This window comes from Roseixanthobacter psychrophilus (assembly GCF_043195195.1).
GTDB lineage: Bacteria > Pseudomonadota > Alphaproteobacteria > Rhizobiales > Xanthobacteraceae > NCEH01.
In genome coordinates, this window is record NZ_JBAFWT010000026.1 from 48,732 (window position 1) to 70,055 (window position 21,324).

A 21,324-nucleotide genomic window follows, 5' to 3' on the forward strand; every position below is an offset into this window, starting at 1 on the left:
CTCCCTTCAAAATCCGGTTCCGCAAGGAGTGTCGGTTCGATTCCGACCACCCGCACCAACTCTCAACGAACGAGGCTCTCAGACTTTGGCTGTGATCTTACAGTCACCAACGTCTGCGAGGCCTTCAGTCGACCGCCTTTCACCGATGCTCACGATGCCTTCGACCGCACGAAGCGCCGGAACAGCGAAGTCGGTGAACGCTCGTACGACTGGCCGCATGAAACGGACAGAAGGATAAGCAAGAAAGGCTTCGGTCGGCTTGACCTCATAGTCGGGCAGGATGTGCACGAGACGCCCCTTAGCGAGGTCATCGTTGACGAGAAGCTGCTGAACCGGACCTGCGGCATGCCCCTCGATCAGTGTCGCGGCGATGACGTTGGCGTTATTGGTCCGCAGAACGGCGCGAACCGGAACGCCGACCAACTCGCCGCTGCTGTGGCGAAGCGTGAGGACGTCACGCGAGGCGAGCAGGGCGGCGCTCGTGATTATACCGACCTCCGACAGACGCTCTACGGTGTTGATCGGCCCGAACCGATCCAGGAACTCTGGCGCGGCGACGAGAATGCGTCGGATCGAACCGAGCCGGCGGATGATAAGCTCCTGATCGGCCGGGCGGCCGTACTTAATGGCAAGGTCGAAGTTCTCGTAGACGAGATCGACATCGCGATTGTCGAGAACGAGATCTGCGGTGACATCGGGGTAGCGCCGCTGGAAGGCCATCACGATGCCATGGAGGTGCTTCGCCCCGAGGCATGACGGAGCGTGGATGCGCAAATTGCCTTCCACCGCACCCATGTCGCGGCGGACGCCTTCGAGCGCCGCCTCGATCGTGGCCAGCGCCTCTCGGCTCTGGTTATAGAGAGCCTGACCCTGGGGGGTCGGCCGTACAATCCGTGCCGAGCGTTCCAGCAGGCGTGCGCCGACATGGCGTTCGAGATTGCGCAGGTGCTTCGTGACGCCGGGCTGGGAGATCGCGAGATCACGTGCGGCGGCGGTCACGGACCCGCGCTCGACGGTGCGTACAAAAGCTCTCAGTGCCGCAGCAATATCCATCGGTTATGACCTCAAATCCAAAACCTGCGAGCGAGACGCAGCGTGTCCCGGGTATCTATCCTTCGAGTGAAACGGCACCCGCTCGTCGACCGCCCAATCGCTCGCACGACCCGATCATAACCATTGGTTATGGGATCAATTACATCATAATACATAGACGCAACTCGCGCCATCTGTTTCTGATTGCAGGGATTTTTGTTCTTGCGAGGTGCGAAGGAAGTATGACTATCAACAGGCGTGGCTTTGTGGCCGCATTTCCCTTTGTCCTGGCAGGCTGCGCCATGCGCGATCAGGTAGGCCCCAGCTTGGCCGAGCCGGCGGTCAACTCATCCTACCTATCCATGTATGCGGCAGTCGACACGGAGCCGTTTCCTCTGCCGGCGATCGATCTGAAGAAGGTCAGGCCCGAGTTTCTGCGCCGCGAGGTCGCGTATCAGACAAACGAGCGGCCGGGCACGATCATCGTCGATCCAGCGGCTCGCTACGCCTACCTGGTACTGGAAAACGGCCGTGCTCTTCGATACGGCGTTGGCGTAGGCAAGCAGGAAGCGTTCAACTTCCGTGGCGAGGCGACGATTGCCCGCAAGGCCGAATGGCCGGGCTGGCGACCGACACCGGACATGATCAAGCGTGAGCCTGAGAGATACGGCCCCTTGAAGGACGGTCTCCCGGGCGGCGCTGGGAATCCGCTCGGGCCACGGGCTCTTTACCTCTATCGCGATGGTCGAGACACATATTACCGGCTCCATGGCACCGTGGAGCCGTGGACCATTGGCACGATGGTGTCGTCGGGCTGCATCCGACTTCTCAATCAAGACATCATGGATCTGTACAGGCGCGTTCCCGTCGGCGCAAAGGTCGTCGTCCTGCCCGCCAGCCCAGCGACGAGTTGAAACCGGACTTAGGGCGAGAGGAAGAGCGGCGATGCTAGCAACAGGTAGAAGCAGGACGAATCGTCGGTCGTTGCTGGCAGCACTTGCGAGCGCCGCGTGCGCCAGCGTTCTGATTGGGCTCTGCGGAACCGGCAAGGCCCAGTCGGGGGGAGCGGATAGTCTTCCAGCCCATCGACCGCCGATGTTCATCGACCGTGCGGGACTGTGGGTGAGCAATCTGGAAGGAATGATCCTGTTTTACCAACAGGTCATTGGCCTAGAGATCATGAGTCGCGCCGAGCAAGGTGCCGTCCTCGGCATCGGCGGCACCGGCCTTCTCGAACTGACGCGGGACCTTGGCGGGACGCCTGCTCCCGCGAATGCGGCGGGCCTTTATCATCTCGCCTTCGAGATGCCGACACGGCGGGATCTTGCTCGCTGGATCGTTCATGCGGCCACCAATCATTTCCAGGTGTCGGGCCTAGCTGATCATCGTGTCACCGAGTCCGTTTATCTCAACGATCCCGAGGGCAACGGTATCGAGATCTACGCCTCCCGGCCGGAAGCACAATGGCAGTGGAAGCACGGGCAAGTCGAGATGGGCGTCTTCGACCTCGACCTTGATCCGCTTTTGAAACTCGTTGACCGGAGCAAGGACGGTTACACGGTGGCGCCAACGTCGATGCGCATCGGCCATATCCATCTGAGGGTCGGTGATCTGGCGGCCGCTGAGCGGTTCTATTCCGAATTGATCGGCTTCGATGTGACGCGGCGCGCCCCCGGCGTCGTATTCACGTCCTCCGGCAAATATCATCACCACGTAGCAGTGAACATTTGGGAGAGCCCGGGAGCAGGCCAACGCAGCGAAACAGATCTGGGACTGTCGTGGTTCTCGATTGCGATAGCAGATCGATCAGTGCTGGATGATCGGAAAGCGCGTCTGGGTAAAGCGGGCGTACTATTCAAGACCATTGCCGGGGGAATAGAAGTCGAAGACCCATGGGGAACGAGAGTTCGGTTGACGGCAATCTAACAAAACGTACCGAGTCACTGCATCATCAATCGAACCGTAACAGGGGAAGCATATGCTGTATCGTCGATCGCCATTTCTTATCGCCTGTCTTGCGACAATTTCTACACTTCTGGCCACGCCATCAATGGCAAGTGCCGAGGTGGCTCCCGATACGGCGCAAAACGTGCTCTTGGACCAGACTACGGTCAGGAATGTAATCGATGGGATTGCCGTCAAGTTGCGCGAAGATTACGTGTTCCCGGACAGGGGAGCGCAGGCGGCTCAGGCGCTGGAAAAGGCATTGGCAGAGAACGCCTATGCCGGCGTCTCCGACCCGAGCAAGTTTGCGGCGCAACTGACCGAACAACTGCGGGCGATCACCGAGGACAGCCATATGCGGGTGATCTTCGGCTCGCCGTTCCGCAACCAGCCTCCACCGGCCACGCCGCAGGATGCCGGCTTTGAGGTGAAACGGCTAGACGGCAATATCGGATACATCCACCTGGCGCGGTTCGTTCCGCCCGATGTCTTTAACCCGGCAGCCGACGACGTCATGCGCAGCCTGTCGGACACTGCCGCGCTCATCATCGACATGCGGGACAATGGTGGTGGTCACCCGGCGTCGGTAGCTTACCTTGCCAGTTTCTTCCTCGATCCCGGCAAGCGCGTTCATATCAACGACCTTATCTGGCGCAATCGCGGGACTTCGACTTTCAGAACGGAATCGTTTTGGAGTTCGCCGACGCCGGTGAGTTATCTCGACAAGCCCGTCTATGTGCTAGTTGGCCCCAAAACCTATTCGGCGGGCGAGGAATTTGCCTACGATCTGCAGGTGCTCAAGCGCGTGACCGTAGTTGGCGAAAAGACGCGCGGCGGAGCGAACCCGGGTGGCCTGAATGATCTCGGTTCCGACCTATTCGTTGTCGTGCCGACAGGCAGGGCCGAAAATCCCATTACGCGCGGCAACTGGGGAGGTGTGGGCGTGCGCCCCGACGTTCAGGCTACGCCAGAGGCCGCTCAGGAAGCTGCCGTGGCCATGGCAATGGGCCAGGTAGCGACGCCGTCGGCGAGATAGGGGAAACATTGTGAACCGCCCCGGCTTTGCCGGAGGCCCCAACTCCTGAGAGGATGGGGCTATGACGAGCAAGACGACGAACAAGTTCTCGCCTGAGGTGCGTGCCCGGGCGGTGCGGATGGTGCTGGATCACGAGGCTGAACACCCTTCGCGCTGGCAGGCGATCGTGTCGATTGCGGCGAAGATCGGCTGCTCGGCGCACTCACTGAATGAGTGGCTGAAGAAGGCCGAGGTCGATGCCGGCAAGCGGGCCGGCGTGACGACGGATATGTCGGCGAAGCTGAAGGCCCTTGAGCGCGAGAACCGCGAGCTGCGGCAGGCGAACGAGATCCTGCGCAAGGCATCCGCTTATTTCGCCCTGGCGGAGCTCGACCGCCGGTCGAAGACATGATCGCGTTCATCGATGATCATCGCGGTGCGTATGGGGTCGAGCCGATCTGCAAGGTGCTGCCGATCGCCCCATCGACCTATCATGCGCATGTCGCCCGGCGGCTTGAGCCGTCGAAGTGCTCGGCACGGGCGCTACGGGACGAGGTTCTGCGCCCCGAGATCGAGCGCGTGTTCGCCGAGAACTTCGAGGTCTATGGAGCGCGCAAGGTCTGGCGACAGATGATGCGCGAGGGGTTCGATGTGGCGCGCTGCACCGTCGAACGGCTGATGCAGGGCATGGGCTTGGCCGGTGTGATCCGCGGCAAGCCGGTCCGCACGACCATCTCGGACAAGTCGGCACCGTGCCCGCTCGACCGTGTGAACCGGGTGTTCCATGCGCCGGCGCCGAACCGGCTCTGGCTCTCGGACTTCACCTATGTCAGCACCTGGGCGGGCTTCGTCTACGTCGCCTTTGTGATCGACGCCTATGCTCGCCGCATCGTCGGCTGGCGGGTGAGCCGGACCGCGCATGCCAGCTTCGTGCTGGATGCGCTGGAGCAGGCCCTTCACGAGCGACGGCCCGCCCATCGCGGCGGCCTGGTGCACCATAGCGACCGCGGTTCGCAATATGTGAGCATTCGCTACACTGAACGGCTGGCTGAGGCCGGCATCGTGCCCTCCGTCGGCAGTGTTGGTGACAGCTATGACAACGCACTCGCCGAGACGATCAATGGCCTCCACAAGGCCGAGGTCATCCATCGTCGGGGGCCTTGGCGATCCTTCGAGGCCGTCGAGTTCGCAACGCTGAGCTGGGTCGACTGGTTCAACAATCGCCGGCTGCTGGAGCCTATCGGTAACATCCCGCCGGCCGAGGCCGAGGAACGCTATTACGCCATGCTGGACGAGCCAGCCATGGCGGCGTGACTCAAACGAAATGGCCTCCGGGAAACCCGGAGCGGTTCAGGGCGTCGCCCTACGGCGCGCTCGACATGGCGGGGAACGTCTTCAATTGGTGCGAGGACTGGTGGGACGAGGCGGGCTTCCCGCGTACCGTCCAGAACGACTTCTCGCCTCCCAAGAGCGGCTCGTGGCGGGTCGATCGTGGCAGCAGCTGGGGCAACCCCGGGCGCCTCGCCTGTCGGACCACCATGCGGTACGGGTACCCGCCGTCCGACCGCAACGAGCACCTCGGCTTTCGTGTTCTCCTCGGATCCTTTCCTGGCGACTAGAGGGGTAACTGTGTATCCTCTCTCCCCCAAAGACCTCGACCATAAGGTCAGAAACTGCAACTCAGGCATTGCGCGTTTATCTCCCGCCGGCTTCCCGGTCGAAGTGAGTACGGGCCTGTTCGATGTCGCCGCGTTTCGCGCGCGCCCAATCGGCGAGCATCGCGATCGGCTCTTTCAGCGTGTGGCCCAGGGGCGTGAGCGCGTAGTCCACGCGGGGCGGTATCGTTGCGAACGCTGTGCGTTGTACGAGCCCGTCACGCTCAAGTCCACGCAGGGTGAGCGTCAGCATGCGATGGGAGATCCCTGGTATCTTCCGCATGAGTTCGTTGAAACGGTTCGTGCCCTCGGACAGATGTCCGAGCACCATCACCGCCCACTTGTCTCCGATGCGATCGATAATCTGGGCCAGCGCGCGGCATTCCTCCTCGGTGTCGGCCGGCAGCGTGGGACTGAGGTGTTTATTGCCGGCTCTGCTCATCCGAAAACTCCATTACGTACGTGACTGTTCGTTTCGAACATTTTCATGCGCTCTTGCGTGCGTTACGCATTTCCATATCATCACGAACAATTTTTTACCACATGGAGTTTGTGATGAAGATCGGTGTGAGCGGTGCAAGCAGCAATATTGGGAAACAGGTGATCGAGAGGCTTTCTGCACAATTGCCTCCAGACGGGCTAGTTGCGATATCGAGGACGCCGCAGACGATCGGGAACGTCGAAGGTCGTGTCGGCGACTACGATCGACCGGAAACGCTGGTTCAAGCCTACGCTGGACTGGACCGTTTGCTCATCATCCCCAGCGCAGACCTGGGTTATGGGGTTCGCAGTGCGCAGGGCATTGCGGCCATCGACGCGGCTGTCGAGGCCGGCGTGAAGGCAGTTTACCTCCTTTCGGCATGCGGCACCCGCGAGAAACAAGAACCTTCGATGGGTGCGGCCTACTGGCAAAGCGAACAGCGGCTGATCAAAAGCGGCATCGCGTCCTGGACCATCCTTCGCATGAACTATTTCAGTGAAACCTTGGTCGAAGAGGCGAGGATGTCGTTCGATCGAGGTGCTCTTCCGGGCATCGCAGAGAGCAAGGTTGCCTTCGTCTCGCGGGACGATGTTGCTGCTGCTGCTGCCGCCGCACTCACCACCGACGGACATGCTGGTGCGATCTACAATCTGACAGGCCCGGAATCCCTCTCGGGCGCCGAACGCACAGAGGCGATCTCCAAGGCCATCGGCAAGCCGTACGGATATGCCGTATTCAGCGAGGAGCAACTGCGTTCGGGTCTTGCTGGCGCTGGCTTGCCGGACTTCGTGATCGATGCCGTCGTGAGCATGAAGGCCAGCCAGGCCGAAGGCGCCTATGACATCGTTACTGGAGATGTCGAGAAGCTTGCGGGCCGCGCTCCCATGCCGCTTGTCGACGTGCTGGCCAAGGCGTTCGCTCGATGACACCCGCACCTGAATACCCCACGCCGGAGAGTGCGGTTGCGGGCCTTCCCCGCTTTGTCCACCGCTATGCGGATGTGAATGGAGCGCGGCTGCACTATGTGATCGGCGGCGTTGGTCCGAAGATCGTACTGCTGCACGGCTTCCCCTATACGTGGATGCTGTGGCGCGAGCTGATGCCGCTTCTTGCGGACGCGGGTTTCACGGTGATTGCAGCCGACCTGCGCGGCCTGGGCCATTCAAGCAAGCCTGAAGACGGCTATGATTGCCTGAATGTCGCGGAGGACATCCGCGAGATCGTGCGCTTGTCCGGAGGTGGGCCAATAAACCTGGTTGGCGTCGATATCGGCGCGATGGTCGCTTACGCCTATGCTTCTCGCCATCCGCAGGAAATCGGCGCCCTTGTTTTCGCGGAATCGCTCATACCCGGTTTCGGGCTTGAAGAGCTGATGAACCCGGCGACCGGCGGTTACTGGCATTTCGGCTTCCACGCCCAAGTGGACGTCGCTTCCATGCTGACCGAAGGCAAGGAAGCTGCCTATTTGCTGCCGTGGTACGGCATGATGTCCGCCGCGCCAGACGCATCGGACCGAGCTAAGACGATGTATCTTCCGCACTATGCCGCTCCAGGGGGCATGCGCGGCGGATTCAAGCACTATGAGACTCTCGTTGCCGACGGAAAGGCGAACCGCGCTGCCTTTGCCGGCAAGCTGCCCGTTCCGGTGCTCGTTCTCAGCGGCGAGCGCGGCATACCGCAGGCCCAGACGCTCGGATGTGTCGAGCAAGTTGCCACTATCATTGAGGCGGACACCGTTCCTCAGGCCGCGCACACCTTCGCATCGGACAATCCAGACTGGGTATCCAAACGTCTCGTCCGCTTTTTCAACCAAGCGAGGCGAGGCGTTGAGGCGTGCGCGTAGTCCGTGGAGCACTCTTCGGAAAGCAGATCGATTAGGCGGCCGAACCGTGTCGCCCGACCTTCAGAAGCCGAGATATGAATGAGGTCGGGCAGCAGAGCGAGCAGCAGCGTTGCATCGGCACCTTGACGCGACCGCCGCTCGACCGGCTGCGTACCCTGGTTCATGCCTTAATCCGATCCGAGGTCGACGACGCGGACGTTCGCGTGGCCCTTGACGACGCGGCGCCGCTCTATTGCGATGCGCCGGAAGCACAGGAGATACGGGCGACTGGCGCCAGCATCATTGAAACTTTCATGTGCGAAGCGCTCCCGAGAACGTCAGGCCGAACCCATCAACTGGCCGGCGATCTGATCACATCCACGTCGAGCGCAGTGCGAAAGCAGCTTTCAGAAGCATCCATATGGGAAGCCGAGATTGAGGCGTATGCGGGCGCGATGGCCGATACTTTCTGCGCTTATTTGCGCCAGTTAGATGCTATTTGAGAGACTTTGCACGAATACATCATGAAAGGCACCTCTAAATGGCGTTCAACCCTCCTATGCTTAGGTGTAGCGGACCGCTAAATTGGCGCCAAAGCAAAAGCCCGATGGATGCGATAGTGGCCTCAGACGAACCCTCCTCTCCGCCAGCGGCCCCTGAGCGGACGTCTCCCATTGGCCTCGAAGCCTATATCAGCGGGACCACTTTGGTCAGCAGCGACGGTCCGGCATGGAAGGACGTGTTCGTCCAGTTGTTCTCTCGAAACCGGATCCAGGCGTCATTCTTAGTTCCTGCCGTGGCAGAGCCCCTCATCGTCTGGGTCATGTCTGGCGAGGTCATCGTCGAGGAGCGCGATCTTGGAGGAGATTGGTCGGCATCGCGTGTCGAAGCCGGAGACTTTTTCCTGACACGCTCGCCGGCGCCCTATGAGATGCGATGGCGAGCCGAAAGCGACCAGCCATTTAAGGTGATGCACCTCTATCTGGCTGTTCCGCTGTTCGAGCGGGTAGCCCGCGAGATGCTGGGAACTGCCAAGATCGTTGGCTTGAAGGATATTTCCGGCGGCCGCGACACGACCCTTTCACATATCTTGAGCCTTTTTCACGGGGCGCTAATAAACGAAGGCGCCGCCGATGCGCTGTTTATTGAAGGCTTGGCGCAGAGCCTGGCAGCACACCTCGTTCGCCAATACGCGGCTTCAGGACCAGTTGCACGCCCGTCAAACGCTCTGCCTGGATCAAAACTCAGATTGGCAACCACATTCATGGAAGCTCATCTCGCCGAGCCGTTCGATCTGAAGTGCTTGGCGCAGGCGGTTGGGATGAGCGAATTCCACTTCAGCCGCCTATTCAAGAAGGCGACGGGGCTTTCTCCATCGCTCTACTTCATACGACAGCGGGTGGCGAAGGCGCAGCAACTGCTCCAGGAAACCGGCGCCAGCGTGATAGAGATTGGCATGGCGGTGGGCTATTCTAGCCCAAGCCATTTCGCTCAGATCTTTCGTCGCGAAACGGGCGTTTCGCCGAGCGGCTACCGCGGGGCCTAAGGCCTGAGTGGCAGCCGATAGCGAGTTAAGCAAGATCCCGACAGGGTTCGCAAGCGCCCGAGAGATCGGGGTGCCAAGTTCCTCCATATCCTCTCCTCGATAGCAGGAACGTGCTTCCGATTTTTTGAAGCGCGTCCAAAGTAAAGAGGAAGATATCCATGGCACGCATGGAGTACAAAATCGTGCGCATTATTGATGCAGAGATAAGCATCAGCGCAGAGAGCGTCGTGCAGTTGGCCCGCAGGGCGTCAGGTCCGAATTGCCGGTACGTCAGCCTTTCCGCGATCTCCAGGGCGCGACTGGTCCAGTCAAGACTGCCGTCATGAAGGAGTCGCCCGTCGCGAACGCCTATCGGCTGCTCGAGCCGGGACCGATCGTTCTCGTGACGACCAGCTTGGGCGGAAAGCCCAACGTCATGACGATGGGCTTTCACATGATGATCCAGCACGCCCCGCCGCTAATCGGCTGCGTCATTGGTCCCTGGGACCACAGCTACGCTGGGCTGAGAGCGACCGGCGAATGCGTAATCGCCGTCCCGACCGTCGATCTGGCGGAAGCAGTCGTCGATATCGGCAACTGCTCCGGTAACGCCGTCAACAAGTTCGATCGGTTCGGCCTGACAGCAGCGCCAGCCAGCAATGTCAGGCCGCCGCTCATCAAGGAATGCCTGGCCAATATCGAATGCACGATTGCCGATGACGGTCTCGTCGACAAGTACAACCTCTTCGTCCTGAAGGCCGAACGGCTCTGGATCGACGTCGGCCGGGAAGAACGGCGGACCATGCACCATCGCGGTGACGGAAGCTTTATCGTCGATGGCGAGGTGCTCGATCTGAGCAGTCGCATGATCAAGTGGCGACAGCTGCCGTGAAGCCCGCGAATGGAAACCAACCTGACATCCAACAACATCTTCGACATTAAGAATAAGGAAGTACGACAATGACTAACACCTCAAAAGTCTGGTTCATTACCGGGGCCTCCAAGGGCATTGGCCAGATTCTCGCCGAGGCTCTCTTGGCGGACGGCCACCGCGTGGCGACGACGTCGCGCGACAAGGCGTCTCTCGAGAAGAGCTTTGCGGGAGGCGACGGCTTTTTAGCTCTGGAGACCGACCTCACTGACTCGGCCAGCGTGAAGGCGGCGATCGATGCGACGGTCGAGCGATTCGGCTCGCTCGACGTGGTGGTCAACAACGCGGGTTACGGCCAGCAAGGCACCGTCGAGGCACTCAGCGACGCCGAGTATCGCCGGAACTTCGAGGTCAATGTGTTCGCTCCGCTGCATGTCCTGAGGTTCGCGCTTCCTCATATGCGGCGCCAGCGATCGGGCCATATCGTCAATATCGCCTCGATCGTCGGCATCCATGGCGGCTATGCCGGCTGGAGCAGCTATGTCGCGACCAAGTTCGCCCTCGCCGGCCTCACCGAGTCTCTGGCCGCCGAAGTCGCTGAGCTTGGGATCAAGGCGACCGTAGTCTATCCCGGCCCGGTGCGGACCGATTTTCTATCCACGGGAAGCCTGGCCGTCGCCGAGCTCAGCATCGACGAGTATTCCGAGGCGAAGGCATCGCTCGATCTTCACCTCAATCAGCTCGATGGAAAGCAGGCGGGCGATCCCGAGAAGGTCGCGCAACTCATCATCGATGCGGTAGCAGCACCCGAGCCGCCGCTGCACCTTTTTGCTGGCACGATCGCCAACGAGTTGGCCGAGGCGAAGATCTCCGGCATCCGGAAAGATCTCGACGCCTGGCGAGAAGCCTCGGCGGCCACCGATTTCCCCGAAGGACAGTAAGGCTCCGCTCGTTCCGCGGCCGGCTCTGCGCCGGTCGCGGTCTCAGCAGATACCGAATGCCGTCTAGCAAGTCTCGATCAGCAATACTCATTAGGAGAGTTAAAATGGAAAATGGAAAAGCATCATCGGACGAGTTCGCAGGCAAAGTCGCGATCATCACCGGCGCAGCGAGTGGGATAGGTAAGGCGACCACGGAGCTGCTGCACGAGCGTGGAGCCAAGGTCATCGCCGTCAGCCGCGGATCGAATGTGGAAGCACTCGCAAAGCCGGGCATCGTACCCTTCATCGGCGATGTCGAAAGAAGAGACCGCTTCCAGTGCCGTCGAGGCAGCCATGAAGGAGTTTGGCCGCCTGGACATCGTCGTCAATAACGCCGGGATTATCATCAACAAGCCGGTCATCGACATGACCTTGGATGACTGGAACGGGATTCTCGCCGTTAACGCGACGGGTGCGTTCCTTTTCTGCCGAGAGGCCATGAAGGTGATGGTCCCCGCGAGGAGCGGCTCCATCGTTAATGTCGGTTCCTACGCCTGCTTCCAGGCCTTTCCGTCCATCGCCGCCTATGCCGCGTCCAAGGGCGCCCTGGCCCAACTCACGCGCGTACTGTCCCTTGAGGCTATCGAGTATGGCATTCGCGTCAATGCCGTCGGCTCGGGAGACGTGATCACCAACATTCTGAGCGAAATCCATCAGGACAGCGAAGAATTCCTGCGTCAGCATGGCGCCAATTCTCCGATCAAACGCGCGGCCGAACCGCGTGAACTCGCCGAGGTGATTGCGTTCCTTGCCTCGCCGAGGGCGAGCTACATCGTCGGAGCCATCGTCATGGCTGGTGGCTTTGGAGCTCGAACTGCCGCAGTCTTCCGTGAGCCGGCGCATATCCCTCCTTGAACATCGGCTCGGCTTTCCGCTGTTCGAGCGTGGTCGAACAGGTGCAACGCTGACGACGGCGGGAGCAACTTTTCTGGAAAGTGCCGCGATGGCGGCGCACGAGCTCGATTTTGCGGCCCGATACGCGGTCACGCTCCATCGAGGCCATCGTGGCGAGGTCCGTATCGGAGTGTCTTCGGCCCGGACGGGCGTGAGCTGATGCTCGACCAGCTCATATTCGACGCCGTCATAGGAGAGCGAGCGGGCGGTGTAGAGGCCAAGCGAGCGCAGATCGCGCGCCAGCACTTCCATCGCCGCGACGCCGCCATTCTCGACGGCCTCCACGAACTCAGCTCGATTGGCGAAAGGGAAATCTTCGCCGCCCCACAGGCCGAGCCGCTGGGCATAGGCGAGGTTGTGGACCGTGGTCGCGCCGGTCGCCGAGACGTAGACCACGCGGGCGTTCGGCAGGGCGTGCTGGAGGCGCAAGCCCGCACGGCCCTGCTGCGAAGGGGCCACATCGCCCCGTTCTCCCTTGCCGCCACCGGCGTTCTGCATGGCGTGGCTTTCGTCGAAAATGATCACTCCGTCGAAGTCGGAGCCCAACCATTCGACGATCTGCTGGACGCGCGAAAGCTTGCTCCCGCGGTCGTCGGACCGTAGCGTGGCATAGGTGGTGAATAGGACGCCTTCGCTCAGCCGGATGGGCGTGCCCTGCGGGAAGCGCGAGAGCGGCGTGACCAACAGACGCTCCATGCCCAACGCCGACCGGTCGCGTTGCGCGTCCTCCAGCAGCTTGTCAGATTTGGAGATCCAGACGGCCTTGCGCCGGCCCTGGAGCCAGTTGTCGAGGATGATGCCGGCCGACTGACGGCCCTTGCCGGCGCCGGTGCCGTCGCCGAGCATGAAGCCCCGGCGGAAGCGGACGGTGTTAGGCGCATCGTCCAGCGCGGCGGTGACGAGATCGCCGGTCTCGTCCACGGTCCAGGTGCCGGCGAGATATTCGCTATGGCCCTCGCCAGCGTAGATCACCGTCTCAAGCTGGGCGTCTGACAGCAAGCCGTCGGTGACGATCGCGGCTGGAAGCGTCGGGCGATAGCTCGGCTTCGGCGGGGCGACCGACGCCATGGCCGCCGATTGCACCAATTTGGTGGGATGGGGCTGCGCGCCCGGGATGCGGATCGACTGGAGCGCATAGGCCTCGTAGATCGAGTCCGACAGGCGGCTGCCCTCGGGCGGCGTCCAGTCCACGGTCTCATAGTCGAGCGGCATGCCCTCAATCTGCGCAATGCTACGCGCCGGGGACACGGAAGCTGCTCGAGTGAGATTGCCGCGAACTGTGCGCGGAGCGACGTCGGGTATGACCTTCGGCAGTGTGGCGACCATCCGTGGCGGAACATCCCGCTCAATCCAGGTGAGCAGCGTCGCCACATCCGGCGCGACACCGGGGGATTCCGGGAAGTGAGCCGCGTCCTCGGCGGGCGCCTTGTCGATGACGGTCAGGCGCGTCTCGATGGTCGTGCCGTGCTTACCATAGACCGAGCCTGATATGGCCGAGGTGAACACGACGCGGCCGCGCTCCTGCAGCCGGGCGAAGCTGTCCCGCCAGGCCGGCAGCTCGGGCGAGAAGTTCGCGCCGGTGATCGCCACCAGCCGGCCGCCCGGCGCGAGCCGCGCCAGCGCTGAGGCGATATGGCGATAGGCGGCGGCGGCAACTCGGCCGCTGACGTTGGCCATCACCGAGAACGGAGGGTTCATGATGACGACGCTCGGGACGGTAGCGCGATCGAGATGATCGTCGATCTGGGCGGCGTCGAAGCGCGTGATGGGGATGGTCGAGAAGAGAGATGCGAGCAGATCAGCGCGGGTCTCGGCCAACTCGTTGAGAATGAGCGCGGAGCCAGAAATCTCCGCGAGGATCGCGAGCAGACCGGTTCCGGCCGAAGGCTCCAGAATCCGGTCGGCGGGCGTGAGCGACGCGGCGGTCAATGCCGCCAGGCCGAGCGGGACGGGCGTTGAGAATTGCTGGAACGCCTGCGCTTCCTCGGATCGGCGCGTATGGGTCGGCAGCAGGCCGGCGATCCTGGTCAGAACGGCGAGCCGTGCTGGCGGCGAAGCGGCTTTGCGGAAGAGCAGCTTTCCGTATTTGCGCAGGAACAAAACGGTTGCCGCCTCGCAGGCATCATAGGCGGTCCTCGAATCCCAGGCGCCGGTGGCGTCGGACGCACCGAAGGCCACCTCCATCGCTGTGCGCAGCATTGCTGCATCGACCCGATCGCCGCGTTCGAGGTGGGCAAGAACATGTGCGGCGGCGACGAGGATCGCGGCGGCTGGCTGCGTATCGGCGGCGAGCGGAAGGGGCGCCACCGGCGCGGATGGCTGAAGCGAAGCATGGAGCATGAGGATTTCCTCGGGAGAGCGAGACGGGACGAGCCGGCCCGGCGCTCTCTCTCGACCGGACGGGCTCAAACCCGTCCCGGCCATCCTCTCACTCCCGCCGTGTCAGCGGCGGCATGCCGCGATATGGATTGTCATGCGGCGGCGGCGCGGGCGTCGAAAGCGTTGCCGTCACCCTGGAGTTGGCCCGCCGCCCTGGCAGATGGGAACGGTGTGCGTTCAGGCGGCCGAAACTGCCGTGTCGATGATCTGGCGGTAAGGCGTCGTCGGGCGGCCGATCAAAGCGCTCAGTTCGCGACCGTGATCTTCCAACTCTCCCCTGGACGCACCGATGTCCGACTCCGCGATCAGCTCGGCCAGACCATCAGGAAGGCTCATGCCGACAAGGACTTGCTTGAACTTCGCCTTGGGCATGTCCTGATAGGTGACAGGCCTGCCGGCCGCTGCCGTGATCGTGTCGGCCAAATCGGCCAAGTCATAGCTCTCGTCGCCGGCCAGTTAATAGATGCGCCCCGCCTGTCCATCTGTCGTCAGAACGACAGCATCCGCCTCTGCGTAGTCGGCGCGTGCGGCCGACGAAAAGCGTCCCTGTCCCGCGCTGCCGATGACGGCGCCATGCCGAAGCGCAGGCGGCACGGATGCCGCGTGGTTCTCCGTATACCAGCCGTGTCGGAGCAGCACGAACGGCAGACCGGAGGCCCGCAACGCAGCCTCGGTATTTTTGTGGTCTTCGCCCAGGCCGGAGGTCGACACGTCCGCATGAAGCAAGCTCGTATAGGCAAGCAGGCCGATATTCGCCGCCTTCGCGGCAGTGATCACGTTCTGATGCTGGGCAACCCGGTCCGCCCCTGCGGTCGATGAGATCAGCAGCAGCCGACCGATGCCTTCGAACGCCGCTGACAAGGTGTCAGGCCGGGAATAGTCGGCAACGCGGATCTCGAGGCCTTGCGCGCTGAACTGCCTGGCGACCTCATGGTCGGGCGAGCGAACGCCCGCCACGATGCTGCTTGCTGGTACGCGCTTCAACAGGTTCTGGATCACAAGGCGGCCAAGCTGGCCGTTCGCCCCGGTGACGAACAGTCGGGGCTGGTTGTCCTGCGTCATTTAATTCGTTCCTTCTGGGTCGTCGGAGCAGCCTTTACCGCCCGCGTTTGGCCGCGCTCAGCTTTGCGCCGTGTGGAACGTGATGGCGTAACCATCGGGATCGCTGGCCACGAAAAATCTGCCGAACGGGCCATCGCTGAGCGGGCTCAGCACTTTCCCGCCACGTTCGACGATCAAATCGTGGAAGGCGTCCGCATCGTCGCAGGCAACCCACAACACCATGCCGATCCCCAAGGGGCCATTCTCGGGTAGCGGCCGCAGCGGTTCGCGCAGTGCCAGGGCAATCGGCTTGGTCGTGAACACGACGGCACCGGGTGGGTTCCGGTCTCCTGCCGTGAAGCCGAACACGTCCTTGTAAAAGGCGGCGGAGGTTGCGAGGTCACGCACCTGCAAGGCGATGAAGGATGGCCCGATTGGTATTGTCATTTTGCGCGCTCCAGCATATTATCAGGTTCCTTATATCTATATCAGGAACCTGATAAGTCAATGCGCAAAATGAACCCCTCGAGCGGGGAGGGCTGGATCGGCTACAGTTTGAAAATCGCCCAGCATCGTCTGCGGCAACGGTTGGAGGCAGAATTGGCCGGGACCGGCGTCTCCGCCGCGCAGAATGCGGTGCTGCTTGCCATCGGCGACAATCCGCGAATCTCGAATGCGTCCCTGGCGCGAGCGGCGTTCGTCACGCCCCAGTCCATGCAGGGCATGCTGGTCACGCTGGAGCGGGACGGGTTCATCGTGCGCACGCCGCATCCCGAGCATGGGCGGATCATCATGACGGAGCTGACCGAAAAGGGCAAAGCAGCGGTACAGGCCGGCATGGTTGCAGCCGACGCCGTCGAGCAGCAGATGCTATCCGGCCTGACGCGCGACGAGGCCAAGTTGCTGGGTGACCTTCTGCGACGCTGCTCTGATGCCCTTGAGGGATCTTGAGCCATGGCGTTCTGGATGGGCGTCGCATCGGCGCAGCATGCCCGTGGGGGACGAGATGGAGGCTTTGCGCAACTTGGGCACGGCAAGCATATCGCGGTGAAGTCACTCAGAAAGGGCGACTGGATCGTCTACTACTCTCCACGCGAGGGCATGGGAGAAGGCGAAACGGTGCAGGCGTTCACGACCATCGGCCGTGTAACATCGGATGCTCCTTATCGCGCCGAGCAGGTGATGAACTTCAATCCATATCGGGTCGATGTGGACTATTTGAAGGACGCCAAGCCCGCTCCGATCAGGCCGCTTCTGGGGAGGCTCCGACTGACCCGTGATCACGTCGCCAACTGGGGCATCGTGATGCGCGGACCAAAGCGCGGGCTGAACGAAGAAGACATGCGACTGATCGCCGAAGCGATGGGCGTTCTCGGCCGGTTCGAGCAGCTTAGCCGACCGGCTGACCAGGCTCCGGTGGGAGATAGGCATCGAAAGGATTGCCCTCGGCGAGATGACCGAACGGGGTGAAGACATAGTCCTCGCCGTCACGTCCGACGGCGCAGATCACGTAGCGCGGTGCGCCGCTCGCGGCGTCTGCACATTCCATCAGCGCCAGATGACCATTTTCCGCTGCGCGTAGAAGGGTCTGGAAATTGGCGCGGGCATGATCGGGAATGCTCATCGAACGCCTCCCTCGGCAAGATGTTCGTCCAGCCAGCCATTGGTGTAGGTCCAGGCGACGGTCGCGCCGGTCGCGAGATCGAGCACATGTGCTCCGCCGCCAAAGGCGTTGACGCGCAGACGTGAGCAGGTGTTGGCGTACTGGAAGCCCCAGCGCCCGGTCAGCCCGAATTCCTTCGCACAGCGCCTGACGAACCGGATCAGGCGTTCGGGATCGCCGGTGACGTCGTCGCGCAGCCACAAGGTCGTGCCGCCATGTTCGGGCTGGATCGACAGATCGAAGCCATCCGAGGGCGGTTCTTCCGAGGCACCTTCCTCGGACAGGGTATTGTAGAGATCAAGTGCACGAGCGGCGTTCTGAGGCGTGCCGACATCGAGCAGGTACGAGAAGTGGGTGAAGTAGTCGGCCATGTCAGGCTCCTGAAACGAAAAGAGCCCGGCGCGATGGCCGGGCTCGATTGAAGGGATTGGGGCGGGGCGGCTGCGGCCACCCCGCCTCTTGTGATCATTCGGCCGCGATGGCGTGGACTTCTTCGTCCTCGTCTTCGGTGAGGAAGGCCGGCAGGTCGGCCCCGTCATCCTCGCCACCCGCGTCGACTTCGGGCGCGGCGGATACGTCCTCGGCCGCAAGGCGCAGGGGCTCCGGTAGCCAGCCGGTATCGGCCAGCAGGCGTTCGGCTTCCCTCGCCATGTCGCCCTTTTTCAGGTGGTCGATGAGCTGCGCCGCCTGTTCGCCCGCGCCCTCGCGCACCGCTTCGAGGATGCGCGGCTTGGTGACCCGGCCGAGATAATTGCCGACCGTGGGCCGCCAGCCGACGTCCACCATGTCGAGACCGGTCGCGCGCGCCAGCCGGTCGGCCTGGGCGAGCCGCATGTCCAGTGTGTGCTGCGAAACGCCGTTGCCGCCATAGGGGTTCGGCTTCTCGTAGAGGGCGTTGACGCCATAGCTGACGCAATGAGCGAGCAGCGCCATGCGGCTCGTGTCGTCGAGCGCGGCCAGCCAGTCCCACAGCGCTTGGTCTTCCGCGGGGATGTCGCCAGCCCAGGCCTCGCCGCGCTCCTGCGCCGAGCGGGCCGACGGGCTGTATTTCAGCCTTCATCCTGCACGGGGAAGAAGATGTGATTGACGCTCGCCTCCAGCGCGCCCTTGTACATGCGGTGCTGGAAGGTGTCCGACACCAGCTTGTGCAGCAGCGCCGTCATGGCGACATGTGGATGCTCGGCCAGCGCGTTGCGCAGCGCCAGCGTCCGGTGCGCGGTCAGCTCGGTGACCAGACGATCGGGCAGCGGCTTGATCGCCTCTTCCTCCTCGTCCTCGCTGTCCGCAGGTTCGCCGCCGATGGTGATGACGGCGCGCTGCACGCGCGGATCGGCCTGATCACGTGCCTCGTCGCCGGTCTCGCCATCCTCGCTGCCGTCCGCCGGCTCGGGCGCCTCGTCCTCGGGGCGGACATAGCCGCGTTCGATGTCGAGCCGGCCGTCATGGCCGATGCTAACGAAGACCCCGGCGCGGGCGATGTCGGCGGGCTCGAAGCGGACGGGACGTTCGTCGAACGCCGCAAGGGCGGTCTCGATCTCGCCGAGACGCTGATCGACCTCGTCCGGCAATTCGTCGGCGCCTTTATACTCGGCCTCGAGCTTCTGATATTCGGCGTTCAGGGCTTCGATCGTCGCCTGCTCGTCGATGGTCAGGTCGAGCGGCTCGCCTTCCAGCACCCGCAGGCCGTGGGTCGCGCCATAGGGGAAGCTGACGGCGACCTCGATCCACTTCCAGCCCTCGGCTGCGATGGTCTCCGCCTCGGCCTTCAGCTTCTCGGAGACCAGCCGGTCGAGTAGCGCGACGTCCTGCAGCCAGCCGCCATCGTCGGACTGGAACAGGTCGCGCATGATGACGCCGCCGGCCTCCTCATAGGCGTCGAGGCCGACGAAAACGGCGCGCTTGTCGGAGGCGCGGACCGTGGTTTCGGTCAGCATACGGCGGATCTGATATGGCTCCTTCGATCAGGAATCCTTCACCGCATCCCAGACCTGCTGCTGGCGGCCATGGTCGCCGGAGACCGTGAAGGCCATGAGCTGCTCCAGCGTCATGCCGTCCTCGACATAGATGTCGAGCAGCACCGGCGAGACAGAGGCAAGCCGCAGCCGCTGCTTCACGACCTGGGCCGAGACGAAGAAAGCAGCCGCGATCTCCTCCTCGGTCATGCCCTTGGTGCGCATGTCCTGAAAGGCCCGGAACTGATCGAGGGGATGGAGCGGTGCGCGTTCGATATTCTCGGCGAGCGAGACTTCCTCGGCAAGGATGTCGCCATCGCGCTCGCGCACGACACAGGGGACCGGCGCCGTCTTGGCGAGGCGCTTCTGCTTGACCAGCAGTTCGAGCGCCGGAAGCGGCGGCCGCCGGCGGGCACCTCGAACATGCCGGTCTCGTTGCCCTCGGCATCGACGACCGGGAAGACGCTGATGCTCTGGATCAGGCCGCGACGCGCAATCGAGGCCGCCAGGTCCTCGATCGAGACGCCGGCCTTGATGCGCCGGACGTTGGACTGGCTGAGCACCAGCTTGTTGAAGGGAATGTCGCGTGAGGACGACAGGATGATCTTCTGAACGGCAGTAGCCATCGGGATATACTCCGCGACGGGCGCCGAGAGCCTCTCTCTCGACCTCCAACCCGTCACGAAGCGAAGCGCCGCCCTCTTCCTCTAAAGGGGGCAGCGCCACGGTGTGGGAACGCGGATAAGGAGAAGCGTAGAGCCGGAGATACGGACAGCCGCATCCCCGACTTCACGGAAGTCAGGCCGCCCGATCGAGCAGCTTCTTCGCCTTGCCCTCCATATCGAGGCGAGCGTCCTGATGCGGCTTGTCACGCGCGACGGCGGTGATGCCCTGCACGAAATCGAAGATGCTTTCGGGCGGCCGGCCTTCCTCGGCCAGCACCGTGTCGATGATCTTGCCGGTCTCGGCCTTGGAGAATCCAAGCCGGCGCAGGAAATTCGTACGATCCTCGTCCGTCCTGGCGACGATCCGTTCTCGGGCGGCCCTGATGCCGTTGACGAAGGGCATGGGCGAGGAGTTCGCGAAGTTCAGCAGCGCCGGGGCAGCTTCGTGCGCGAAACGATTGGCGGCGTATTTGGAGTGGCGGATGGTGATTTCCTCGAAATCCTCCACGCCCCCCAAATTCCTGTTTTGGCAAACCGCACGCAGATAGAAGCTCGCCATGCCGAGGGTCTTGGCGCCGACTTCCGAGTTCCAGCAGTAGAAGCCCCGGAAGAACAGGTCGGGCGATCCGTCCGGCAGCCGTCCGGCCTCGATCGGATTCAGATCGTCGACGAGAAAGAGGAAGACGTCACGATCCGAGGCGTAGAGCGTCGTGGTGTCGTTGGTGATATCGATACGGGGATTGTAGACGCCGGTCGACCAGTCGAGCACGCCGGGCACCTTCCAGCGGGTGTCGCCTGTACCGTTGCCGGCGATGCGCTGTACGGCTTCGACCAACTCGTAGTCGAAGATCCGGCCGTAATCCGGGCCGGTGATGGCGCGCAGCTCGACCCGGCCGTTGTCGGTTTCGAGGGTCTTGATCTGCTCGGCCCGGTTGGAGCTCAGGCCATATTGCAGATTGATGCCGGCAAGCGTGGCGGGCAGCTGGCGCAGATGGGCGGCAGGAGCGCCGACCAGGCTGGCGAGCTGGCCGAAGGACCAGTGCGTCGGTGCGACCGGCGCATCCGCGCCGGGGAGCACCAGCGCCAGTCGCTCCGGATCATTGCGGTTGGCCTCGACATGAATCAGCGCGCTTTCCACCACGCGGGTCCGGCTGCGGTCGGCGCGGTTGCGCACCGACCTAGCCAGCTCCGACAGTGAAAGGTAGCGCTCGTCGGCCGGACGCGAGAACCATTCAGACGAGACGCGGCCGATCCGCTCGCCACGGCCAACATCCACCTTGTAACCGCCACTCGTGTCACGGCGTGCATCGAAAACCTGCATGTTCATGGGACCAATCTCCACGACGGGCGCGGGAGCCTCTCTCCCAGCTATTCACCCGTCACGGAAACCGATCCGCTCTCTCAC

20 protein-coding genes, 4 pseudogenes and 1 other annotated feature are annotated in these 21,324 nt (G+C 62.7%); of the genes and pseudogenes, 15 read left to right on the forward strand and 9 right to left on the reverse strand.

The window, feature by feature from the left end:
• Nucleotides 1-78: 78 nt before the first annotated feature.
• Entirely contained in the window at nt 79-1,053 is a 975-nt protein-coding gene (locus V5F77_RS19725) for a LysR family transcriptional regulator (protein WP_429007051.1), read from the reverse strand.
• Nucleotides 1,054-1,274: 221 nt separating this feature from the next.
• On the opposite strand from V5F77_RS19725, the gene V5F77_RS19730 reads away from it, so the two are divergent.
• The 5 genes from V5F77_RS19730 to V5F77_RS19750 all read left to right on the forward strand — a co-directional run bounded on the left by V5F77_RS19730 (nt 1,275) and on the right by V5F77_RS19750 (nt 5,610).
• Nucleotides 1,275-1,946 (forward strand): L,D-transpeptidase, encoded by a 672-nt coding sequence (locus tag V5F77_RS19730; RefSeq protein ID WP_429007052.1) that lies wholly within the window; start codon nt 1,275-1,277, stop codon nt 1,944-1,946.
• A 181-nt stretch (nt 1,947-2,127) separates the two neighbouring features.
• On the forward strand, nt 2,128-2,958 hold the full coding sequence (locus tag V5F77_RS19735; RefSeq protein ID WP_429007053.1) for a VOC family protein: 831 nt from the start codon (nt 2,128-2,130) through the stop codon (nt 2,956-2,958).
• 52 nt (nt 2,959-3,010) lie between these two features.
• Complete coding sequence (locus tag V5F77_RS19740; protein WP_429007054.1) at nt 3,011-4,012, forward strand: S41 family peptidase; 1,002 nt, start codon at nt 3,011-3,013, stop codon at nt 4,010-4,012.
• Nucleotides 4,013-4,073: 61 nt separating this feature from the next.
• Nucleotides 4,074-5,305 (forward strand): IS3 family transposase gene (locus V5F77_RS19745; RefSeq protein WP_429007055.1). Its coding sequence is split into 2 segments (ribosomal slippage): nt 4,074-4,368 and nt 4,368-5,305, totalling 1,233 coding nucleotides; the frame shifts between segments, so codons are not numbered across the junction.
• Nucleotides 4,358-4,474, forward strand: a sequence feature (AL1L pseudoknot). Its footprint overlaps the gene before it by 117 nt.
• Nucleotides 5,302-5,610 carry a formylglycine-generating enzyme family protein gene (locus V5F77_RS19750; RefSeq protein ID WP_429007056.1) on the forward strand — a complete coding sequence of 103 codons (309 nt, stop codon included), beginning with the start codon at nt 5,302-5,304 and terminating at the stop codon, nt 5,608-5,610. Before V5F77_RS19745 ends, V5F77_RS19750 begins: the two co-directional genes overlap by 4 nt.
• Nucleotides 5,611-5,686: 76 nt before the next feature.
• Here the strand turns inward: V5F77_RS19750 and V5F77_RS19755 are convergent, their stop codons facing one another.
• Complete coding sequence (locus tag V5F77_RS19755) at nt 5,687-6,088, reverse strand: winged helix-turn-helix transcriptional regulator (protein ID WP_429007057.1); 402 nt, start codon at nt 6,086-6,088, stop codon at nt 5,687-5,689.
• Nucleotides 6,089-6,201: 113 nt separating this feature from the next.
• On the opposite strand from V5F77_RS19755, the gene V5F77_RS19760 reads away from it, so the two are divergent.
• From V5F77_RS19760 to V5F77_RS19795, 8 genes and pseudogenes are all read left to right on the forward strand, one after another.
• Nucleotides 6,202-7,053 carry an SDR family oxidoreductase gene (locus V5F77_RS19760; protein ID WP_429007058.1) on the forward strand — a complete coding sequence of 284 codons (852 nt, stop codon included), beginning with the start codon at nt 6,202-6,204 and terminating at the stop codon, nt 7,051-7,053.
• Nucleotides 7,050-7,970 (forward strand): alpha/beta fold hydrolase, encoded by a 921-nt coding sequence (locus V5F77_RS19765; protein WP_429007059.1) that lies wholly within the window; start codon nt 7,050-7,052, stop codon nt 7,968-7,970. The genes V5F77_RS19760 and V5F77_RS19765 overlap by 4 nt, the downstream gene beginning before the upstream one ends.
• Nucleotides 7,971-8,098: 128 nt before the next feature.
• A pseudogene (locus V5F77_RS19770) lies at nt 8,099-8,452 on the forward strand (TetR/AcrR family transcriptional regulator); the annotation flags it as partial.
• A gap of 104 nt (nt 8,453-8,556) precedes the next feature.
• Nucleotides 8,557-9,495 carry a helix-turn-helix domain-containing protein gene (locus tag V5F77_RS19775; protein WP_429007060.1) on the forward strand — a complete coding sequence of 313 codons (939 nt, stop codon included), beginning with the start codon at nt 8,557-8,559 and terminating at the stop codon, nt 9,493-9,495.
• 322 nt (nt 9,496-9,817) lie between these two features.
• A complete protein-coding gene (locus tag V5F77_RS19780) occupies nt 9,818-10,366 on the forward strand; it encodes a flavin reductase family protein (RefSeq protein ID WP_429007061.1) in 549 nt (182 codons plus the stop codon).
• 68 nt (nt 10,367-10,434) lie between these two features.
• Nucleotides 10,435-11,286 (forward strand): SDR family oxidoreductase, encoded by an 852-nt coding sequence (locus V5F77_RS19785; protein WP_429007062.1) that lies wholly within the window; start codon nt 10,435-10,437, stop codon nt 11,284-11,286.
• 104 nt (nt 11,287-11,390) lie between these two features.
• Complete coding sequence (locus V5F77_RS19790; RefSeq protein ID WP_429007063.1) at nt 11,391-11,657, forward strand: SDR family NAD(P)-dependent oxidoreductase; 267 nt, start codon at nt 11,391-11,393, stop codon at nt 11,655-11,657.
• Nucleotides 11,578-12,180 carry an SDR family NAD(P)-dependent oxidoreductase gene (locus tag V5F77_RS19795; RefSeq protein WP_429007077.1) on the forward strand — a complete coding sequence of 201 codons (603 nt, stop codon included), beginning with the start codon at nt 11,578-11,580 and terminating at the stop codon, nt 12,178-12,180. Before V5F77_RS19790 ends, V5F77_RS19795 begins: the two co-directional genes overlap by 80 nt.
• Nucleotides 12,181-12,369: 189 nt before the next feature.
• On the opposite strand, the pseudogene V5F77_RS19805 reads toward V5F77_RS19795, so the two are convergent.
• The 3 genes and pseudogenes from V5F77_RS19805 to V5F77_RS19815 form a co-directional block, all read right to left on the reverse strand.
• Nucleotides 12,370-14,559, reverse strand: a pseudogene (locus V5F77_RS19805) (strawberry notch-like NTP hydrolase domain-containing protein); the annotation flags it as partial.
• Between the two features lie 216 nt (nt 14,560-14,775).
• Nucleotides 14,776-15,660, reverse strand: a pseudogene (locus V5F77_RS19810) (SDR family oxidoreductase).
• A gap of 57 nt (nt 15,661-15,717) precedes the next feature.
• Nucleotides 15,718-16,086: a VOC family protein gene (locus tag V5F77_RS19815; protein ID WP_429007064.1), complete on the reverse strand. Its 369-nt coding sequence runs from the start codon at nt 16,084-16,086 to the stop codon at nt 15,718-15,720.
• A 69-nt stretch (nt 16,087-16,155) separates the two neighbouring features.
• Here V5F77_RS19815 and V5F77_RS19820 point away from each other — a divergent pair, with 69 nt between their 5' ends.
• Complete coding sequence (locus V5F77_RS19820; protein WP_429007065.1) at nt 16,156-16,590, forward strand: MarR family winged helix-turn-helix transcriptional regulator; 435 nt, start codon at nt 16,156-16,158, stop codon at nt 16,588-16,590.
• A gap of 3 nt (nt 16,591-16,593) precedes the next feature.
• On the forward strand, nt 16,594-17,109 hold the full coding sequence (locus V5F77_RS19825) for an EVE domain-containing protein (protein ID WP_429007066.1): 516 nt from the start codon (nt 16,594-16,596) through the stop codon (nt 17,107-17,109).
• Here the strand turns inward: V5F77_RS19825 and V5F77_RS19830 are convergent.
• The 4 genes and pseudogenes from V5F77_RS19830 to V5F77_RS19845 all read right to left on the reverse strand — a co-directional run bounded on the left by V5F77_RS19830 (nt 17,030) and on the right by V5F77_RS19845 (nt 21,246).
• A complete protein-coding gene (locus tag V5F77_RS19830; RefSeq protein WP_429007067.1) occupies nt 17,030-17,263 on the reverse strand; it encodes a DUF6117 family protein in 234 nt (77 codons plus the stop codon). The genes V5F77_RS19825 and V5F77_RS19830 overlap by 80 nt on opposite strands.
• Entirely contained in the window at nt 17,260-17,673 is a 414-nt protein-coding gene (locus V5F77_RS19835) for a hypothetical protein (RefSeq protein ID WP_429007068.1), read from the reverse strand. The genes V5F77_RS19830 and V5F77_RS19835 overlap by 4 nt, the downstream gene beginning before the upstream one ends.
• Before the next feature lie 94 nt (nt 17,674-17,767).
• Nucleotides 17,768-19,880 (reverse strand): annotated as a pseudogene (locus V5F77_RS19840) (ParB/RepB/Spo0J family partition protein).
• Nucleotides 19,881-20,052: 172 nt separating this feature from the next.
• Nucleotides 20,053-21,246 carry a DUF932 domain-containing protein gene (locus V5F77_RS19845; RefSeq protein ID WP_429007069.1) on the reverse strand — a complete coding sequence of 398 codons (1,194 nt, stop codon included), beginning with the start codon at nt 21,244-21,246 and terminating at the stop codon, nt 20,053-20,055.
• Nucleotides 21,247-21,324 lie beyond the last annotated feature (78 nt).

Coding starts and splice junctions, on each gene's coding strand:
- V5F77_RS19760 (WP_429007058.1), top strand. CDS start 6,202: ATGAAGATCGGTGTGAGCGGTGCAAGCAGCAATATTGGGAAACAGGTG.
- V5F77_RS19765 (WP_429007059.1), top strand. CDS start 7,050: ATGACACCCGCACCTGAATACCCCACGCCGGAGAGTGCGGTTGCGGGC.
- V5F77_RS19775 (WP_429007060.1), top strand. CDS start 8,557: ATGGATGCGATAGTGGCCTCAGACGAACCCTCCTCTCCGCCAGCGGCC.
- V5F77_RS19755 (WP_429007057.1), bottom strand. CDS start 6,088: ATGAGCAGAGCCGGCAATAAACACCTCAGTCCCACGCTGCCGGCCGAC.
- V5F77_RS19730 (WP_429007052.1), top strand. CDS start 1,275: ATGACTATCAACAGGCGTGGCTTTGTGGCCGCATTTCCCTTTGTCCTG.
- V5F77_RS19725 (WP_429007051.1), bottom strand. CDS start 1,053: ATGGATATTGCTGCGGCACTGAGAGCTTTTGTACGCACCGTCGAGCGC.
- V5F77_RS19815 (WP_429007064.1), bottom strand. CDS start 16,086: ATGACAATACCAATCGGGCCATCCTTCATCGCCTTGCAGGTGCGTGAC.
- V5F77_RS19790 (WP_429007063.1), top strand. CDS start 11,391: ATGGAAAATGGAAAAGCATCATCGGACGAGTTCGCAGGCAAAGTCGCG.
- V5F77_RS19825 (WP_429007066.1), top strand. CDS start 16,594: ATGGCGTTCTGGATGGGCGTCGCATCGGCGCAGCATGCCCGTGGGGGA.
- V5F77_RS19785 (WP_429007062.1), top strand. CDS start 10,435: ATGACTAACACCTCAAAAGTCTGGTTCATTACCGGGGCCTCCAAGGGC.
- V5F77_RS19830 (WP_429007067.1), bottom strand. CDS start 17,263: ATGAGCATTCCCGATCATGCCCGCGCCAATTTCCAGACCCTTCTACGC.
- V5F77_RS19740 (WP_429007054.1), top strand. CDS start 3,011: ATGCTGTATCGTCGATCGCCATTTCTTATCGCCTGTCTTGCGACAATT.
- V5F77_RS19845 (WP_429007069.1), bottom strand. CDS start 21,246: ATGAACATGCAGGTTTTCGATGCACGCCGTGACACGAGTGGCGGTTAC.
- V5F77_RS19795 (WP_429007077.1), top strand. CDS start 11,578: ATGTCGAAAGAAGAGACCGCTTCCAGTGCCGTCGAGGCAGCCATGAAG.
- V5F77_RS19835 (WP_429007068.1), bottom strand. CDS start 17,673: ATGGCCGACTACTTCACCCACTTCTCGTACCTGCTCGATGTCGGCACG.
- V5F77_RS19735 (WP_429007053.1), top strand. CDS start 2,128: ATGTTCATCGACCGTGCGGGACTGTGGGTGAGCAATCTGGAAGGAATG.
- V5F77_RS19780 (WP_429007061.1), top strand. CDS start 9,818: ATGAAGGAGTCGCCCGTCGCGAACGCCTATCGGCTGCTCGAGCCGGGA.
- V5F77_RS19820 (WP_429007065.1), top strand. CDS start 16,156: ATGAACCCCTCGAGCGGGGAGGGCTGGATCGGCTACAGTTTGAAAATC.